The sequence below is a fragment of the Halovibrio sp. HP20-59 genome (assembly GCF_033052795.2).
Lineage (GTDB): Bacteria > Pseudomonadota > Gammaproteobacteria > Pseudomonadales > Halomonadaceae > Vreelandella.
This window is the reverse complement of record NZ_JAWJUW020000001.1, coordinates 410768-428946: the sequence shown is the minus strand read 5'-3', so window position 1 is coordinate 428946 and position 18179 is coordinate 410768. Positions and strand designations below refer to the sequence as shown.

General features: G+C 56.3%; 14 protein-coding genes. 6 read left to right on the top strand and 8 right to left on the bottom strand.

The features are described from left to right. Positions 1-26 precede the first annotated feature (26 nt). Positions 27-2438 (top strand): circularly permuted type 2 ATP-grasp protein, encoded by a 2412-nt coding sequence (locus tag RZA33_RS02015; RefSeq protein WP_317506172.1) that lies wholly within the window; start codon positions 27-29, stop codon positions 2436-2438. Then, entirely contained in the window at positions 2435-3301 is an 867-nt protein-coding gene (locus RZA33_RS02010; protein WP_317506171.1) for a transglutaminase family protein, read from the top strand. Before RZA33_RS02015 ends, RZA33_RS02010 begins: the two co-directional genes overlap by 4 nt. Before the next feature lie 15 nt (positions 3302-3316). Here the strand turns inward: RZA33_RS02010 and RZA33_RS02005 are convergent, their stop codons facing one another. Further along, the gene (locus RZA33_RS02005) at positions 3317-4024 is read right to left on the bottom strand and encodes a DUF3581 family protein (RefSeq protein WP_317506170.1); all 708 of its coding nucleotides are present in this window, start codon (positions 4022-4024) and stop codon (positions 3317-3319) included. 109 nt (positions 4025-4133) lie between these two features. Here RZA33_RS02005 and RZA33_RS02000 point away from each other — a divergent pair, with 109 nt between their 5' ends. After that, positions 4134-7115, top strand: a complete 2982-nt coding sequence (locus tag RZA33_RS02000; protein ID WP_317506169.1) for a hypothetical protein — start codon at positions 4134-4136, stop codon at positions 7113-7115. Here the strand turns inward: RZA33_RS02000 and RZA33_RS01995 are convergent. Then, positions 7112-7825: a trimeric intracellular cation channel family protein gene (locus RZA33_RS01995; protein WP_317506168.1), complete on the bottom strand. Its 714-nt coding sequence runs from the start codon at positions 7823-7825 to the stop codon at positions 7112-7114. The two genes, RZA33_RS02000 and RZA33_RS01995, sit on opposite strands and share 4 nt — an antisense overlap. A gap of 134 nt (positions 7826-7959) precedes the next feature. Here RZA33_RS01995 and RZA33_RS01990 point away from each other — a divergent pair, with 134 nt between their 5' ends. The 3 genes from RZA33_RS01990 to RZA33_RS01980 all read left to right on the top strand — a co-directional run bounded on the left by RZA33_RS01990 (position 7960) and on the right by RZA33_RS01980 (position 11471). Then, positions 7960-8454, top strand: a complete 495-nt coding sequence (locus tag RZA33_RS01990; protein ID WP_317506167.1) for a nodulation efficiency, NfeD-like protein — start codon at positions 7960-7962, stop codon at positions 8452-8454. Position 8455: 1 nt separating this feature from the next. Then, complete coding sequence (locus RZA33_RS01985) at positions 8456-9508, top strand: SPFH domain-containing protein (RefSeq protein ID WP_317506166.1); 1053 nt, start codon at positions 8456-8458, stop codon at positions 9506-9508. A 163-nt stretch (positions 9509-9671) separates the two neighbouring features. Beyond that, positions 9672-11471 (top strand): GGDEF domain-containing protein, encoded by a 1800-nt coding sequence (locus tag RZA33_RS01980; protein WP_317506165.1) that lies wholly within the window; start codon positions 9672-9674, stop codon positions 11469-11471. A gap of 71 nt (positions 11472-11542) precedes the next feature. On the opposite strand, the gene RZA33_RS01975 is transcribed toward RZA33_RS01980, so the two are convergent. The 6 genes from RZA33_RS01975 to bluB all read right to left on the bottom strand — a co-directional run bounded on the left by RZA33_RS01975 (position 11543) and on the right by bluB (position 18042). Next, positions 11543-12865: a DUF2252 domain-containing protein gene (locus RZA33_RS01975; protein ID WP_317506164.1), complete on the bottom strand. Its 1323-nt coding sequence runs from the start codon at positions 12863-12865 to the stop codon at positions 11543-11545. A gap of 90 nt (positions 12866-12955) precedes the next feature. Then, positions 12956-14458: a sodium:solute symporter family protein gene (locus RZA33_RS01970; RefSeq protein ID WP_317506163.1), complete on the bottom strand. Its 1503-nt coding sequence runs from the start codon at positions 14456-14458 to the stop codon at positions 12956-12958. Further along, on the bottom strand, positions 14451-14678 hold the full coding sequence (locus tag RZA33_RS01965) for a hypothetical protein (RefSeq protein ID WP_317506162.1): 228 nt from the start codon (positions 14676-14678) through the stop codon (positions 14451-14453). Before RZA33_RS01965 ends, RZA33_RS01970 begins: the two co-directional genes overlap by 8 nt. 49 nt (positions 14679-14727) lie before the next feature. After that, on the bottom strand, positions 14728-16125 hold the full coding sequence (locus RZA33_RS01960; RefSeq protein ID WP_317506161.1) for an amidase: 1398 nt from the start codon (positions 16123-16125) through the stop codon (positions 14728-14730). A gap of 163 nt (positions 16126-16288) precedes the next feature. After that, complete coding sequence (locus tag RZA33_RS01955) at positions 16289-17200, bottom strand: LysR family transcriptional regulator (RefSeq protein ID WP_317506212.1); 912 nt, start codon at positions 17198-17200, stop codon at positions 16289-16291. A 152-nt stretch (positions 17201-17352) separates the two neighbouring features. Next, positions 17353-18042 carry a 5,6-dimethylbenzimidazole synthase gene (gene bluB, locus RZA33_RS01950; protein WP_317506160.1) on the bottom strand — a complete coding sequence of 230 codons (690 nt, stop codon included), beginning with the start codon at positions 18040-18042 and terminating at the stop codon, positions 17353-17355. Between the last annotated feature and the right edge of the window lie 137 nt (positions 18043-18179).

Genomic DNA, 18179 nt, shown 5'->3' with positions numbered 1-18179 from the left:
CTTTACCTCCCAGGATTACAAGGATAATGACGGCCCCTGTCTCTACCTCACTTCTCGCGCCCGTTAAACGCGGACTCGTTGAGGATTACTTGAATCAGCTAGGCAAGGGACAGCCCAGCAAGTTTGACGCCATGCTCGATGGTCAAGGGCAGCTACGCCCGGGTTGGCAGAGCTTACTCGGCTGCTTGGAGGCCCTGGGTCCGCAAGGCCGCCATCAACAGCATGAAGAAATCCAACGACTGCTAGACGAAAACGGCGTTATTTTTAATCGACACGACGACACCCAAGGGCGTTCGTGGCGACTTGACCCGCTGCCGTGGGTAATTGATGAAGCGCAGTGGCAAACGTTAGCGGCGGGCTTAATCCAGCGCAGCCGGTTAATGAGCGCCCTTTATGACGACCTTTACGGGCCCAAAACGCTGTTTGCGGCGGGGCTATTACCGACTCAAGCGCTGCTTGCATCGCCGCATTTACTGTTGCCCTGCCATCAGTCACTGCCCGATCAGCGTTCCGCGATCAACTTCCATGCGGTGGACGTTATTCAAGACGCGCAAGGCCAGTGGCGAGTCATCGCAGACCGGCTGCAGGCGCCGTCAGGCACGGGCTTTGCGCTTGAAAACCGCATCCTGATGGCCCGCGCACTGCCCGATATGTACCGCAATGCGCCATTGAAGCGGTTAGCCGGTTTTCTTGACCGGCACCACCGCACGCTCATCGCAATGGCCTATCACCATCGGGATAATCCCACGATTATTCTGCTGACCCCAGGGCCGTCTAGCCCACGCTATTTTGAGCATGCCTACTTGGCCAATTATCTCAATATTGCGCTGGTGGAAGGTCAGGATCTCGTCGTCCGCGACACCCAAGTATGGCTGCGCACATTGGGCGGTTTAAAGCCAGTGGATGTCGTATTGCGCCACTGCGACGACGCCTATTGCGACCCGCTGGAGCTGCGCGGCGATTCACAGTTAGGCGTGCCTGGAATGCTGCAAGCCATGCGCGCAGGCAAGGTTGCCTTGTCTAACGCTTTGGGTGTGGGCATTTTGGAAGCCCCCGTGCTTGCCGACTACCTACCTGCGCTATGCGAGCACCTCCTGGGCGAGCCGTTGCGGCTAGCCAATGCTGACGCCACCACGGTACCCGCCACTGCGCCGATGTTTGATAGCCACCTACAGCGCTTAGCGCCCACCTCTTTAAACCTACGCTGTTTTATCACCCGCACATCGGATAGCGTCAGTGGAAAGCGCAGCGCCGACGGTGACTATCAAGTCATGCCGGGCGGTTTAGCGTGGGTCGGCAAGCCTGGGTCGCCGTCGTTAAGCAGCACCATCGTCAAGGATGTCTGGGTGACGGCGGCCACGCCCCAGCCCCATGTTAGCCAGCTACGCCAGGCCCGTGGCCCTGTGGTCGCTACCCGCGACGGCACAGACCTGCCAAGCCGGGTGGCTGAAAGCCTATTTTGGCTAGGTCGCTACGGCGAACGCCTGGACACTCGCGCACGACTATTGCGTGAAGCGCTGCTGAGACTGATGGAGTATGACCAGGACGACATTGCCGACCAATTGCTGGATGAGCTACTGCTGGCGTTGGACATCACCACACCCAATGAAAACACCGAACAGCGCCTGCAGGCGCCGCTGATTGGCTTTGAACAGAAGCGCGCTGCGCTACTGGCGCAATTCGATGATGTCGACCCGCAGGCGCTGCGGCCACTGTTCGCCCAGCTAATGCGCAATGCTCGCAGCGTGCGCGACCACCTAGGCGACGACTCCTGGCGCGTCGCGCACCAGTTAGGCGAGCAAATAGCCACTCTTAATACCCACTTAGGCACCAGTGCAGCACGGCGCGCCTGCGAAGGGCTATCGGCCCAGTTAGCGGCCTTCTTCGGGCTGTGCAACGAAACCATGCCGCACCACTACGGCTGGCGATTTATGGATATCGGCCGTTTTTTGGATCGCGTATTAGGGCTGCTCAAGCTGCTCAAGCTGACCCTTAATGCCCCGCACTCACCAGGGCTTGCGTTATGGGAAGTGGTACTCGCCACTACCGATAACTTTACCGCCTACCGACGGCGCTATCGCAGCGAGCTCCATCCTGCGGCGATTCTGGACCTATTGTTGTTCGATGAAACGAATCCCCGCTCGGTGGGCTATATGCTCAAGCGCATTGAGCGGCAAATGGATCACCTGCCCGGCAGCTCATCGCCTTACCGTAATGCAGAACGACGGCTGCTGATTCAGGCCAATGCGGCGCTGCACTTGGCCGATATTGATCGTTTGAGCCACTTAGCCGACACCTCAGAGGCGCAAGCAGCGCTGGCGCAACTGCTGGATGCCTTGATTGCCCCCTTGAGCCGGCTTTCTGAGGCGATTAGCCAGAGCCATTTCAGCCACGTGGAGCGGCCAAGACAGCTTGTTAGCATGGAGCCCGATGCATGAATTACACGCTGCGCCATACCACTCGCTACCACTACAGCGCACCGGTCACGCTGTGCCATAACGAAGCCCGGGTGCTACCGCGTAAAACACCCTATCAGCAGTGCGGCGCCTCGACATTACACATTAGCCCAGCTCCCCAGGTGCAGAGCGAACGCCGCGACGTGTTTGGCAATCGGGTGCTTTATTTTGCACTCGAAGAGGTCCACCAGCGTCTGGACGTCACCGTGGTTACCCCGCTTTACACCCAGCCGTTAGCCGCGCTACCGAGTAGCTCGCCAACCTGGGAAAACGTGGTCCAGCAGCTCCGCCAGGACAACCATTTCGACATCCAGCTTTATCGCCTCGACTCGCCGTTTATCCGCCGTAACGATGCGCTGGCCACCTTTGCCCTCCGCTGCTTCACTCCAGGCAGGCCTATCGTTGAGGCGGCATTGGCGCTTAATGAATTGATTCACCAAACGTTTGAGTACGACGCCAGCTTCACCACGCTAGTGACGCCGCTAAGCGAGGTGCTCGCCAACCAGCGCGGCGTCTGCCAAGACTTCGCCCACCTAACGATTGGCGCTTTGCGCTCGTTAGGACTCGCCGCCCGCTATGTGAGCGGCTACCTAGAAACCCAGCCGCCGCCGGGCCAGCCACGGCTTATAGGCGCGGATGCGTCTCATGCGTGGCTGGCTATTTGGATTCCCGACTGGGGCTGGCTAGCTCTCGACCCCACTAACGGCACCGTGGCCGGTGAGCAGCACCCGGTGCTGGCGTGGGGACGCGACTACGCCGATGTGGCCCCGCTCAAAGGGGTGATGAATGGCGGCGGCGAACACCATTTAGAGGTAGAGGTCGATGTCATGCCGCTGGTCAGCTAAGCCGCCATTACCCCATCAAGAATTCTCATAGGCGGCCTTAAGCCGATAAAACTCGTCAACGATAGCAGCCATTTCATCGGCGTCGTAATCGCAAAGACCGCTTACCACCAGCTTTTTGGAGCCTACGCCTACTGGTTCGCCAGCGGAATCAATCGAGAACTCCAGCAACGCATCAGCTCGCTTACCCTGCACCTCTAACGACGACTGGCGCAGCGTTAAACCCGGTGAAAAACCATCTAACCGTTCAAGCGAAAATCCCATGCTGTCATAAATGACCAGCGGGCGTTTAGGGTTAAACATCACCCCGTGCTGCTCCATTAGCGGCTTCAAGTAGTGCGGAAAGTTTTTGCCTGAAAACGCCACATAACAGCGTGCAAATGCTTCCACTGCGGCGCTGTCCTGAGTCGTTTCACCACGACGCGTGACCTGCAGGTAACATTTTCCGTGCTCATCACAGACGTGAATGGCACCCTTGTCTAACCCACTAAACTTTAGCGGCGTATCGGCTCCCACCATGTTGGTGAAGCGAAACTCCATTCGCCGCGACAAGCCAAACTTTGCAAGAACCAACGCAAATAGCAGGTCGCCGGGGACACAAAAGCGGCGTGCATCCGGGTTATGAATGGGGTTGTAATCGCCAGCCACGCCTTTGGCAAAGCGGCTGGCCTGCTCTGCGGAGATCACTACATACTCGCCGCGCTGCGCGTAAAAATCCTGAAACATGGCGTTTCTTGCCTGCCTAGCGTTGAAATCGAAAACCCGTTACTGCCCAACGTCGCGCATAATGCCATAAAACACTCCCCAACAGGAGTTATCTGCTAGGAAAGCCACTATGTTGGACGCGAACACTGCTAAAAATCGCCTACCCCGCCTGTTGCTGAAGGCATTGATTGGCTTACTGCTTATGGTGGTGATCTGGGTGGCTGGCAGCTATTGGTTACTTAATAGCCAATGGCTACCGGAACGTATTTCTCAATTCGAAGGGATAGACATCCGCTGGGACCAAGGTGTCAGCCGGCATCCAGGCCGTTGGGAGCTAGAAGGCCTCTATTTAGCCCGTGAAGATGACGCTCTGCCCATCGCGATTGAGGCCGAACACGCCACCCTCTCGCTCTCGTTGCTTGCCCTAGTGCGTGGCGAGCTGCACATTGACGCGTTGGATGCCGACGGTATTCGTCGCTTGACCATCGGCGATATCGCCCTGGAAGCAGAAGGCCAGCTACGAGTAGAAGACACCACACTAAGCCGCGATACGCTGGCAGTGCCTCACTTTTCCCTAGCGATTACGAATGGTCGCTTAGTACGCCAGAGCGATCAAGCCTCCCTTGTGCAAGATATCCATCTTACCGCGGAGGCAGCGCTGGCCGGTGTGACGCCCGTGAACGTCGCAAGTGGAGAACTCAACCCTGACGTATGGGCGGCGCTTTCTGCCCAGCTGAAGATTGATGCTCAGGCGGATGCCTGGGATGTCTTTATGCCCTATCTAGATACCCTGCCCTGGCTAAGCCTGGAGGGACGAGGTGCATTAACCGGCACGGTTAACCTAAAAGCGGGTGAATTACAGCCCGATAGCGCGCTGACGCTGGCGGCCCCGGCGCTACGCTTAACGGTGGACGAGCAGCGCCTGCGCATGCCCGGTGATTCACCGCGCTGGCTGATTGCTGACAACCCACCGCCCAACCACGTAGCGAGCGGTGAAGGCCAGATTCGGCTATTCGTTGACAGCGATCAAGTGCATTTTGCGACCCGTCTCAGCGACGTAGCGCTGGCTGAAGGAGTGCTGGCCGACACACACGTTTATGCCGAGCATGCTGAGCTACGCCTAGCCGCGCAGATCCCCAACCAACGCCTGGACCAGCTGGAGCGGCCCACGGCGGCTACGCTTGAGCTGGAAGGTGACGTCACCCGCTTGGATATGCTTGACCGATATTTGGCGCCCAACTCGCCACCACAGGGCGCTGAAGAGCAAGGCATCCGCCTTGCCGGCCACGGCCACATTGACGCCCAGGCCAGCATCCGCGAGTCGCGCCCTCATAATGCCTCGCTGACGATTCAAGCGAACGAGCTGATAGCAGACACACAGGGTTTTATCGCTCAGGGTAGCGGCTTACTTGATGCCCAGCTAACACCGCAAGCGATGATAGATGTGGCCGTTAATGTCGTCGATGCCACCTTGCACCATCAAAACCGGCTGCTGCTCGAAGATGCTGATATCAATATCGCCGCATCGAGCCCCATGGAGGCAGACCAAGCGCGTGAAGAGGCATCCGCAACGCTTAGCTGGCAAGCCGCCCGTTTACCCGACATCCGCGTGTTACAAGACTACCTGGGAGCAATACTGCCCGAGCCAGCGCCGTTGCAACTGCTTAGCGGCCAGGCATCCAGCCACGGCCAGCTCGATTTCACAGCGGCTCAGGTCAGTGGTCAAGTGCACCTATCCGGCGCAGGGATTGCCACCGGCTGGCAGCACGGCGAGCAATCGGGCACGTTAACCAGCGATATACAGCTTAACCTCGCCATTGCGCAGGCGACGATGGATGGTTCCACGCTGGATATCAGCGGCACCCGGCTGAATTGGCAAGTCGCCGACGTTAACCAGCCGAGCGAGCGTTTAGCGAGCGCCTTGGTACTCACCGACGGGCGTTTTCAGCGCCGCAATGATGTGCAAAGCGGTCAGTTCGCGCTGGAAGGCAGTGTGCAGCGATTAGGCTTTTTAAATGCGTTTCTACCCGATGCGCATGGTTTAGCCATCGCGGGCGAGGGCCAACTCTTTGCCCAAGGCGCTTTTCGCGATGCCCGGCTGCTGGCTCCCACCCGGCTGCGCGTCAATGCTGATCAGCTCGAAGTCACCTTTTTAGACTACCTCGCCACCGGGCGTGGTGAACTCACCGCCCAATTGAATAGCGCCGAGCAAGCCCAGCTCTCCCTCGGCATCCCCCGCTTTTCCTTAGGGCGCCAAGACGACGATCGCCCTCATCTGGAAGGCCGCCATTTAGCCCTCACCACCCAGACAGAGCGTTTCAGCGCCGTGCTCGAATCACCTCAAGCCGAACACTTTACGACGCGTATTGCCCTGCCAATTACCGAAGTGCCCGATTTCACTCGCTACAATCGCTACCTGCCAGATGACGCCGGTATTACTTTGCTAAATGGACAAGCCAACCTGGAAAGCGAGTGGCTGCTGGAAGGCTTAAACGCCCAGGGGGAAATAACGCTGAGCGCTTTCGGCGCCGAGTTGGCCCTATTGGAGCAGCGCCTGCGTGGCGACTTACAGTTTTACTTACACTTAACCGACGGCGACCTGAGAACGCGGCGCTTCACCGCCGACGACTCTTTCTTACGCTTGGAAAATATCGCCCGATTGTCTGAAGATGGCCCGGGGGATACAGGTTGGTGGGTACAATTGTTGATGGACGAAGCACAGTTAGAATGGGCGGACCCTATTCGTCTCACCAGCCAGCTGCGTCTTGAAATGCGCGATACGGGTCTACTGGCTCGGCTATTTCTCGCCCGCGCCCGGGATAGCAACTGGCTAGGAAGACTGCTGAACGTGCGCGACATCAGCGGCACTGCCCGATTATTGATCAACGGCAATCAAATAGGCTTGCGTGACCTAACGCTAACCGGCGGGCCGCTACTGCTGCTTTCGGATGTCACTCTGGCGGATCGCAGCGCTAATGGCGCGCTGTATGCCCGCCTTGGCGTGCTTGGATTGGGGGTAGAACTTAACGAAAGCGAACCCACCCTGCGGGTTATTCAACCACGCCGCTGGTTTGACCGCTGGCGGGAAGCGAATCATTCCGCTAGCCCCTAGCGTTTTTTGCGCTCACGACGAATCACCCTAACCCGCTCTTTGGCCTTTTGCGGGGTAGAGAGCGGTGCCGCCTCATCATGTGTTTTCGGTGGCAGTGTGACCCAGGCAAACACCGGCAGCGCTAAATGCCAGTGAATGGCGGCCAAACGCAGCGCCAGCGTGACAAACAGTGCAGCGCCAATGGCCGCGATGAGCGGTGCCCCTAAGCTGTCTAGCAACACATATATCGTGCCGCCCGCAATAGCGGCAGTGGCGTATATTTCCTCGCGCATCACCATGGGCACACGCTGAGCTAACACATCACGAATGATGCCCCCTGCCACACCGGTCAGCATGCCCATCAGCACTGCCACCGTACCAGAGGTGCCCAGCATGAGCGCTTTATGGGTGCCAATCACGGTAAACAGCGCCAGACCGAACGCGTCAGCAACGGGCAAAAACCCTCGCGACAGGCGGTGAATATAGTGAAACCCCACCAACGACACACCAACCGTTGCCATAATCACCCATAAGTAGGTTGGGTCGGTCACCCAAAACACCGGCCTAATCCCCAGGACTAAATCGCGCAGTGTGCCCCCGCCAATACCGGTTACCGCTGCCAGCACCAGCATGCCGATAGGGTCCATCCGTGACCGGCACGCCAAAATCACGCCCGAAAGCGCGAATACGATCACGCCCGCCATATCAAGCCAGTAAACCACGCCCGGCACACCCTTCTCCTTTTATGCTCGCTTGCGTTAAATGCGGGCAGAATAGCACTCTTCGGAAACTCACGCGTTTATTCCATAAGGGATTAAAACCCATAATTAGGTTACGCTGGCTTATTGTCATAATAGGAAAGACTATGGACTGGAACCCGGCTTATAGCTGGCTAGTACTCGCCTTGTTGCTGAGCTTGGCAGAGCTGACCTCTGGCGCGATGCTATTACTCGCCCTGGGGGTCGCGGCAATGCTGACGGCAGCGGTAACAGCGCTTGGCCTCACCCTGTCCTGGCAGTTGATTAGCATGGGCGTTTTTGCCGGTGTGCTGGTGCCACTGGGCGTGATGGTGATTCGCCCGCGCTTTTCACCCAAGGGCGTTTCTTACGGCACCACCGGCACCGGCGTGGAAAAAGGCAACCACTACACCACGTTAAAACGCGACTTTGATAACGCCACCGGAATCAAGGTCAACGGTGATTTCTATCGCCTACGCGTCATCGAAAGTGACCAGACCGAATTACCCCAGGCTACCACGGTGGTGTTTAAACGCTTTGAGGGCACGACGGCCCTTGTCCAGCTCCATCCATCAGCCAACGCAGCTCCTTTGGCTGATACGACCCAACCCAAGGAACTTTAAAATGGATTTACCCATTAGCCCCGGCTTATTGATCAGCCTGATCGTTGTCGTCATCGGCATATTGATCATTTCGAAAGGCCTGGTGATCATTCGCCAATCAGAGGTAATGGTCATCGAGCGGCTCGGTTCGTTTCATCGCGTACTGGAAAGCGGTATCAATATTATTGTGCCGTTTATCGAACAACCGCGCGCAATTACCATGCTGCGTTATCGCAAAATGGGCGATGACTACACCGCGCTTACTACCGATGAAACCCGCATCGACCGCCGTGAAACGGTCATGGATTTCCCCGGTCAGCCGGTCGTCACTACCGATAACGTCACCGTGCGGATCAACGGGGCGCTTTACTACCAAATCATCGACCCCAAACGAGCGGTGTATGAAGTGGAAAATATGAGCCAAGCCGTAGAAGTTTTGGCCAAAACCACGCTGCGTTCAGTCGTTGGCAAAATGGAGCTGGATAAGCTTTTTGAGTCCCGCGCTGAAGTGAATAACGAGATCCAAGCCGCCATGGAAGAGCCCGCCTCCAAGTGGGGGGTCAAAATTTCACGGGTTGAAGTCCAGGATATCGCCATGCCGGAAGAAGTCGAAACCGCGATGCGCTTGCAAATGGCCGCCGAACGTAAACGTCGCGCGACCGTTACCGAAGCAGAAGGCGAAAAATCGGCGGCGATTGCCATGGCGCAAGGCCAACGTGAATCGTCGATTCTTAATGCTCAAGGCGATAAAGAGTCAGCCATTCTGCGCGCCCAGGGCGAGCAGGAGTCGATCAAGTTAGTCCTCAATGCTATCGGCGACAGCGAAGAGAACAAGCGTACCGTCGTCGGCTATCTGCTGGGCCAGAGCTATATCAAGGTACTACCCAATATGGCGAAAGACGGTGAGCGGGTCTTTGTGCCTTATGAATCCTCCGCACTACTAGGCTCGATGGGTATGTTCCGCGAAATGGCTGGTTCTCCGGAAGATACTGTGGCTAACCATATTAAAAACCGTAATAGCAGTGATGGCAATTTCCGTAGCGGGATCGTAGGCGGCGCCGTCAGCGGACACTAGTTGCACCGTTGAACGACACATCACCCCATAGGCCAATTTTTTTCACTAAACTAAAAACCTACGCACAAGGACCGGGCATAGTGCTACCTTAACCATCAGTTTTGTCATTGCTTGATGCAACTATCAGTGGAATGCAATCTCGCTGGAATTCAGGACATTTACCATGCTGATTCGTGGTTACCCCCTACGCCATGGCACTGTGCTAATGATGGCCTTTACCCTACTGATGGTAATGTCTTGTACGCTTAAAGCCGACGCCGTACCCCAGCCCCTGAATAGCTGGGAGGACCGTTGGGGCGACTCTCCTTACGATGCCGATAACCGTCCTGAATGGCTGCTAAGTGATCCAACAGGGTGGCAGTCGATTGACTCCCCTTCTAACCCACCCGGTCGCAACGGGCACGAACACCTCTGGCTACGTACTACAGTGCCCGCCGGTGATTGGAGCGATCCAGTCCTTTTTATCACCAGTATCAACTTGATTGGACAAGTTTATCTAGGCGATGAACTGATCTATCAATACGGTGAATTTGACGAACAAGGCAAAGGCGATTTTGCGGGCTGGCCCTGGCACATGATTGACCTGCCAGAAAATGCCGCTGGTCAGACACTCACCTTTCGCTTTTACTCTTACTACACCAGTATCGGCCTATGGGGCCAAGTACAGGTAATGGAGCGTATTGAGGTGCTTAAGCAAGTTATCCATGATTCCGCTCAGGATCTCGGTGTAAGTGCTTTGGTACTGGTTCTTGCTGTCTTGGCCACCATTTTCGCCTTGATGGGCCCCGAACGTCGCGGTTTTGGGGCTATTGCGCTGTTTGCCTTCGCTTCAGGGCTTATGTTGCTTGCCGAAGCGCCGGCTCGCCAACTCATCGCGGATAACGCACTGACCTGGGATACATTGCGAGCAGCCAGCTACTACACTCTACCGGTGGCAATAGGATTGTTGCTCAGCTATTGGCTAGAAGGCACTGCTAAGCGCTGGATAACTTACCTGTGGGTTACCCACTTGGTGTATCTAGTGCTTTCGATTAGTTTAGTTCAATTGGGGCTGGTAAGCCTTTCATTAACCTTCCCCATTTTTGACGTCATGCTCGCCTTAACGCTCCCCATAATGCTGGCGCTCGCACTTATGCGCTTTCAACGACTCACTCTTGAGCAGCGATTACTGGTAGTCAGTTTTGCTTTTTTTGGCCCGCTATTGTTGATCGATATGCTGGTTGCCCATGGCTTCCTGCCCTGGCGAAGCGTACCGCTGAGCTATGGCACGCTGGCCTTTTCGCTGGCTAATGCGGCTATTTTTCTATGGCATTACCGGCACACTCAACAACAGCTCGCCATGGCTAACGAAACCCTTGAACAGCAAGTGGCATCGCGCACAGCCGAACTCGACCAACTGGTTAAAGAGTTGGAAGGCCTCTCCTTTAAAGACCACCTGACAGGGCTCCACAACCGGCGCCATTTCAACACGGTGTTCGACCATGAGTGCCGTCGCGCTAAACAGCACGGTAGCCAACTTTCACTACTCATGATGGATTTAGACCATTTCAAACAGATCAATGACCTCTTTGGTCACGATGCGGGGGATACCGTGCTGGTTGAGGTCGCTTCGCGGCTTAGCCAACACTTTATTGACCTAGGGGTGGTGTGCCGAATTGGAGGAGAAGAATTTGTGGTTCTACTCCCGCTAGCCTCCGCCGAAATAGCTGAATCAAGCGCTAATGAGCTGTTAACCATCGTGTCGCAAGCCGCCTACACCCACCGCGGTATACCCCTGGAAAACATCACCCTCTCTTGTGGTGTCGCCTCCTACCCGGACCATACCCGCGAGCCTCAGAAGTTACTCAGGCTCGCCGATGAGGCGCTTTATCAAGCCAAGCGGGCTGGACGTAACCGATGCGTGGTGTGGTCCAAGCCGCTTGCAGAGCAGGGATTGATGTATAGCCAACAGCAACCCCAGTGAGATAACGACACGTACATTCTTGGCTAGCAACAGACTTAGCTAGCAACAGACTTAGCTAAAATCCCTCTTGGTTAATCCGACGCAGTGGCCAGAAAATGGTCAATAAACACGGCGTAATCCTGCTCAACGCAGTCGGCGTAAGCCACCGCCAGTGTCGAAACGACCTCAACGAACAGGTCTTCACGGCCGTTTAACCGTTGGCACACGGCATTGGCAAAGCGTGTTGGGTCTCCCTGGTTAAGTGCCTGGGCGCCGCGTAAGTGTTCGCGGGCGAGAATTTGCCCCCATTGGTGCGCCAACTTGCGATACGACTTATTGCCGGAAAGCTTATGGGTGGGAAAGTCTTTCTTAAACGGCGAGCGCTCGCGAACCGAAAATACTCGATCGTTCAAGGTTAGCCAACCAAGATAGGCGTCGGGATGCTCCGCAATGGCATGGAAGGCGGCCGCATGACGGATACCCTCATTAGGAAATGAGCGTCGCCAAGCTCGCTTTTGATCTGCATTCATCAGCCGATAGGCTTCTGGGGCCACCTGCTCCTTCACGTCTAGCACAACATCATCGTGTTCGTGATCGCGGCCACCTTCAATCAGCACGTAGTAGCGCTCCACCCCTAGCGAACCGGTGCCCGCATCCAAGCGACGGGCGGTGTCTTTTACCCGAAAATGCTCCGGGTCACTATCCTTAACCGGATGCTGCAGCGTTTGCTGGTACTCCTGCTCGATTGTCCGACTCAACTGGCTAGCCACATCGGCAGGCAGGTTAGCGAGTTTGCCAGGACGCTCGGCGAACTGACGGCCTTTTTGCTCATCCAACGTGGTCCACTTTTCAAGCATGCGGGCACGGCTCTGCTTGTCAGCCACTTTATTCATGAAGGGTTTAAGCGGACCTTTGGCGTTTTCGAGGGTCACGGCCTCGACAGGTGTACCATCCACATGATCAGCCAGCGTTTGATAATAGCCTTCTATTAGCTTTTTAAGCGCCTTACCAATGGCCTTTGTGTCTAACTCAGCGTTCTCGCGACCATCCAACACAACGCTGACAGCGAGCCTCCACAGGTCGTATTGGTAGTCACCAATCAGCGCATCGTCAAAGTCATCCATGCCATAGCGAACTTGATCATCATGGTGCCCGTAGGCGCCAAAATTGTACGCATGGGCATCGCCTTGCAGCCACGTCTGAGTTGCCGGCCAGCCACCAAAGAGCGCAAAGCGCCAATCGTGCCAGACATCGTCCCAGTAGAGGTGGTTCGTGCCACGAAAAAAGCGGTACGGCGACGCCGCCATTTTGGAGAATTTCGCTTGGCGGGTTGCCGTTGCCAGGGCTGAATTCATCTGCTGGATCGCCTCGATCACCTGCTGCGGGCGATTATGTCCTGTCAATGCTTGGCTCATTGCGTTGCCTTTGTTGGTGCGCTAGTTCGATGTCAGAGTCTAGTGCATAGAAGCACTTTGCTACCAAGATAGCCGATAACCATGAATAGATTAAGTCAGCGACTGGCTCGCCTCTTGTCCCAAACGACTAAAGCCCCGTGGCGCTGCAATGCGGAAAAAACGCTCAACCACCTCGGCGTGAGTGGCAGGCGTCATCAGCGAGACTGCGACAAAGACCGGCAGGTTGAGCATCAAGCCCCAGAAGCCCGCGTGAATACCCAGCGGGTGCGGCCAAAGGGTCGTCAATGCCACAGTAATCAGAAAGCCCACCACGATACCCGCCATTACGCCCAAGCGAGACGCCCGCGGCCAGAAGAACATGCCGATAAAGGCAGGCAGCACTTGAGAGGCAAAGCCCAGCCCCACCAACAGAATCATTACTAAACTACCGGGCTCGGCAATCGCGAGCGGCGCGACCACCAAGAACATAATGGGCAGGATCAATAGCCGGGCAAGTTTTCCGGTAACGCCATCTGAAAGTTTCAATACCGGCTGTAGTACATCCTTGCTGAGTGACAGCGATACCGAATGGATAAACGGTTCGCTGGAAGACATTGAGGCTGCCAAGGTACCCGCACCCAGTAACCCAACCAATACGACCGGTAAGTGCTGCATGGCGTATTCGAGTACCACGGTATCGGCCCGGGCCAGCTCAGGCAGCGAAAAAATCCCGATAAAGCCGACAACCACCATGGGCAAAATAACCACGTAATACGTGGGCAGCCACGTCGCGCTGCGGCGAATAGTACGTGCTGAGGAAGCGCTCATCCACTGCGTCCAGACCGGCGGCATAAACGAGAACATGGAAACGATGATAGAGGTTGTCCAGAAACTAAAGCTCATATCGCCGCCTGCGCCGGGCAGCGTGAGAAACTCGCTATGCTCGGCTTGGATACGCTCGAACACGCCCGCAAAGCTCAACCCGCCGGTGGCACTATGAACGGCCCAGAGACCAACGGCCCAAGCTACAACCACCATCAACACGCCTTGAAACGCATTGGTGCGGCCAATCGCGCGTTGACCACTGGCATAGAGGTAAACGGCAATGCAGGCCAGCACCAGCACGACCCCCAGCCAAATCGGAATCAAACCGCCGCTCATCACAAACAAAATATAGGCTGAGCCGATGGTTTGCAGTACCGCATAAGCAATAGAACCGATCGCCATGACAAGCGCCGCCAGTGCGCCTAGCGCAGGGCTCTGGTAACGGTCGGATATGGCGCTTGCCTGGGTCACGTGACCAAACTGCTCGCCGAACTGCCACACTTTAGGACCGAAATACCAAGCGACCAGGGCTAAGTAGGAGAGATAAATCGCCACATAAAACACCGCTACCCCTTTGGCATAAGCCCACCCGGGGGCACCCATAAAGGTGTAAGCGCTCACACTACCGGCGGCTATCAGTAGGTAAAGCGTCACCGGCCCCATGCTGCGCCCTGCCACCCCCCACTCTTCCAGGCTATTCATGGAGCGGCCTGCTCTGGCGCGTAGGCCAATCACCATCGCGATGGCAACATAGTTCAAGGTAATCAACAGTGGCCAAAGGCTATTCATGGTCATCTCGCTCCACAATCCGATTGCCAATCAGCATCACCACGACGCAGGCAAAAATTACCAGGTAGCTCCACACCACCATCAACGGCAGCCCCATCACCAACGTTGCCCGGTTCACCAGGCCAATCACTGGCCACGTACCCGCCAGCACCAGCGCTACAAACGCAATTAACAAGCCCCAGCCCGCCCGAGAGGTAGGCAGTACCAATAATCGTCCCATGAGTGTTCTCCTTAGCTTTTTAAAGACAGCTTTTTAAAGACAGCTTTTTCTACTTAACGACTGGCAGCGCAGGCCAGCGCGCTGGCAATGCTAAGCGCGCTTCTAAATCCCGCGCTAGTTTCAGCACAAAGTGATCTGCAAAGCGCGGTCCAATTAACTGTATCCCAATGGGCATATCTCCACGGCTAAACCCAGCATTAAGCGAGATCGCAGGCTGCTCGCCCATATTCCACGGCACGGTGTAGGCAATGTGCTCAAAGGGCTTGCGCGGATCATTGGTAGGCGATGGCCATTCAGCCGGGAAGGCGATATTGGGTGTGGTGGGTGAAATCACCGCATCAACCTCATCAAATACGGCTTCAGTGGCGCCTCGCATCGCCATCGTTTGCTGAAAACCGTGAACCGCATCTACGCCACTTAAGCGTGCAGCACCGTCGGCCCAGGCTAAAATGGCAGGCAACACTTGCTCACGCTCGTTAGCTGATAGCTTTAACAGCTCGCCCCACTGACGAGCCTGCCAGAAGTGATCCAAGCCATCCAACATTTCGCGAGTCAGCACTGGCGCCATCGGCACCAGCGTTGCCCCAGCAGCTTCCAACCGCTTGGCGGCGTGTTCCACATGGAGGCGAATCTCATCATCCAGCGGCAGCCCACAGCCCGCCTCCATCATCACACCCACTCGCAACCCTTTAACGTCGAGCGCCAGATCCATCCAGTCGATCTTTTCCGGCGGCAGACGCATCGCATCGCGTCGATCTGTACGGGCAAGCGCCGTCATCATCAGCGCGGCATCCTCTACGCTTCGGGTCATTGGCCCGGCACAGCGGCCTACATAATAGGGATCTATCGGCACCCGGCCCAGCGTGGGCTTAAAGCCAACGACGCCGCACCACGCCGCGGGCAGGCGTACCGAGCCACCAATATCGGTACCCACATGCAGCGGCCCAAGTCCAGCAGCGGCGGCAGCGCCCGCGCCTGCGCTTGAACCGCCGGTATTACAGGCCAAATGCCAAGGATTGCGGGTTAAGCCATGAAACGACGAGAGCCCAGATGAAAGCATTCCAAAATCGGGGCAAGTCGTTTTCGCCAGCAGCAAAGCGTTATCTTCTGCTAAACGCGCCGCCGGAGGCGCATCTTCGCTGGCAGCAGCTTGCTCGCCAAGCCCGGTTCCCACCGGCACTGGCATCCCTTTAGTGGCAATCAACTCTTTGAGGGTGACCGGCACACCATCTAAAGCACTGCTTGGCTGGCCCTTCGCCCAGCGCTGGGTGGAGGCTTCAGCTGCTTTTATGAACGCATCAGGTTGATAGGCATATAGCGCATTGATGTGCGGCTCCCAGGCGTCGACATGCTCAACCAGGGCGCTGGCTACTTCACTTGGCGAGAACTTATAAGCTCGGTAGCCATCAATTAATTGAGTGGCGGTGAGTTGGTGTAGTTCAGGCATCACATTACCTTTTGCTGTTGTGATCAGGCTGTTGTTATCAGGCTTTCGTTATCAACAATCTCAGCATGAACCCACACCGTGTCTTCTGCTATTTCAATCTTGATCTCAGCGTGTCCACTTTTTGTGTGCACTCCATTTTTTCAGAACCTTCTTTCAGGAGCTTTCAAGATGACGGAGATTGCAGCGCTTGCAGGGCACTTGCCAGTAGCGAAAGGCATGCTTCGGTGACAAAGCTACGCTGGCGATGGCGATAAACGCAGAGATCAATCCGCGCTGCCTCAAGCTCTGAAGAAGCCAAGGGAATACTGACGAGTTGACCTAATTGGCACTCCCGAGCTACCGCCATCGGTGGCAATACCAGAACGCCTGCCCCATTAAGGGCGAGTGCTTTTTGAGTTTCCAGTGAAGCGGTTTTAAAGGTCGGAGCCAGCACTATCCCGGCCTGATGAGCGGCGCGCTCCAGCGCTTTGCGCACCCCATAGGATTCATCAGGCAGTATCAGCCGGTGCGCTGCCAAAGAGTGAAGACTCACCTCAGAAGCCGCGGCCAATGGATGGCCTGGTGCCATCACGGCGTGGTGGAGCAACTCCGCGCTGGCAAAGGGCACAATGTCATCGTGGCGAGGCATAAAAAACGACAGGCCAATATCGGCATCGCCTCGGCGCAGCGCCTCCACCATTTGGCTGGCGCTGGCAATTCCGATATCAAAACTCAAACGCGGGTAGCGTTGCCCCATCTTGGCCAACGTAGGCGCTAGCAAGCCAGCCACAACGCCTTCCGCCACCTGCAAACTGACCCGGCCCGTTCGCAAGCCCTTCAAATCGGCAATATGTTCCTGCACCCGCTCTAGGTCTCGGAGGGTGCGCTGAGTCTGGGCGGCCAACAACTCCCCCGCCGCCGTTAGGCTAATGCCGTTGGGGCCGCGCTCGATGAGGGGAGCGCCAAGCTGGTGTTCCAGTAAATCGATCTGGCGGCTAACCGCTGTGGGGGCAATATGCAGTTGGGCGGCGGCTTGGCGCAGCGAGCGACACCGGGCCACAGTATCGAAATAGCGTAATGCACGGCCACTGATCATCGCCACCTCGATCTCCCAAACGGGGAGTCCGCAACTAACGCAACATTGGGATCGTCAGCGCTGAGCTGTTTAATGATTATATCGCTCCGCATGGTTCGCTCCAGGCCTTATTTAGAACAAGCGAATACATTATCGGCAAATAAAGTGTAGCGCTATAGCGCGTCAAGCCAGGGCGCTGCAAGCGGCTGCCCCCACTTATCTCCATGTACTAGTTCACTTAATGGCAGCCGAGTGCGCCAACCTTTGGCTTCAAGCTCCGGCTGGTCTAGAAACTCGCTCACATAGCCAAGGCAGAGATACGCCAGTGGGTAAACGTGCTCAGGCAAATTCAACGCTGCACTTAGCTGCTCTTGATCGAGAATGCTCACCCAGCCAACGCCAATGCCTTCCGCCCGCGCCGCCAGCCAGAGATTTTGTACAGCGAGACAAGTGCTGAAAAGATCGGTATCTACAATGCTATTGCGCCCTAGCACATGAGGGCCTCCCCGGCTTCGGTCGCAGGTAATACACAGATTAAGCGGGCTTTCCATAATGCCTTGCAGTTTAAGGCTACGGTAATGCGCTTGACGCTCGCCTTCAAAGCGCTCGGCGGCCTTCTGGTTCTCCTGCTCGAACATTGCCAGGATCGCTGCCCTGACCTCCTGGCTTTCAATGATAATAAAATCCCAGGGCTGCATAAATCCCACTGAAGGCGCGTGATGCGCGGCCTCCAAAAGGCGGGCCAGTACATCAGCGGGGATCCGGTCAGGTAGAAACTGCGAGCGCACATCACGCCGCTCGTGTATGGCGCGGTAGAGGCCACGGCGTTCAGCATCGGAAAAACGGTGGTTCAAGGTGGTCATGGCGCTGATTGGGCCTTTTGCTGATCGGGTTGATGGGCAGCAGTCTACATGAGCTCAGCCAAGCCGTTTACCAGAGAGTCGATCTTAAAGAGAGGGTGAAGGCAGCGACTACGCAGAGTCAGCAAATCGAATCATCC

Excerpts from the sequence above, each read along its gene's own strand:
- RZA33_RS01975 (WP_317506164.1), bottom strand. The coding sequence starts at position 12,865 with ATGAGCCAAGCATTGACAGGACATAATCGCCCGCAGCAGGTGATCGAG.
- RZA33_RS02010 (WP_317506171.1), top strand. The coding sequence starts at position 2,435 with ATGAATTACACGCTGCGCCATACCACTCGCTACCACTACAGCGCACCG.
- RZA33_RS01990 (WP_317506167.1), top strand. The coding sequence starts at position 7,960 with ATGGACTGGAACCCGGCTTATAGCTGGCTAGTACTCGCCTTGTTGCTG.
- RZA33_RS02005 (WP_317506170.1), bottom strand. The coding sequence starts at position 4,024 with ATGTTTCAGGATTTTTACGCGCAGCGCGGCGAGTATGTAGTGATCTCC.
- RZA33_RS01965 (WP_317506162.1), bottom strand. The coding sequence starts at position 14,678 with ATGGGACGATTATTGGTACTGCCTACCTCTCGGGCGGGCTGGGGCTTG.
- bluB (WP_317506160.1), bottom strand. The coding sequence starts at position 18,042 with ATGACCACCTTGAACCACCGTTTTTCCGATGCTGAACGCCGTGGCCTC.
- RZA33_RS01970 (WP_317506163.1), bottom strand. The coding sequence starts at position 14,458 with ATGAATAGCCTTTGGCCACTGTTGATTACCTTGAACTATGTTGCCATC.
- RZA33_RS01955 (WP_317506212.1), bottom strand. The coding sequence starts at position 17,200 with ATGATCAGTGGCCGTGCATTACGCTATTTCGATACTGTGGCCCGGTGT.
- RZA33_RS02015 (WP_317506172.1), top strand. The coding sequence starts at position 27 with ATGACGGCCCCTGTCTCTACCTCACTTCTCGCGCCCGTTAAACGCGGA.
- RZA33_RS01985 (WP_317506166.1), top strand. The coding sequence starts at position 8,456 with ATGGATTTACCCATTAGCCCCGGCTTATTGATCAGCCTGATCGTTGTC.
- RZA33_RS01980 (WP_317506165.1), top strand. The coding sequence starts at position 9,672 with ATGCTGATTCGTGGTTACCCCCTACGCCATGGCACTGTGCTAATGATG.
- RZA33_RS02000 (WP_317506169.1), top strand. The coding sequence starts at position 4,134 with ATGTTGGACGCGAACACTGCTAAAAATCGCCTACCCCGCCTGTTGCTG.
- RZA33_RS01960 (WP_317506161.1), bottom strand. The coding sequence starts at position 16,125 with ATGCCTGAACTACACCAACTCACCGCCACTCAATTAATTGATGGCTAC.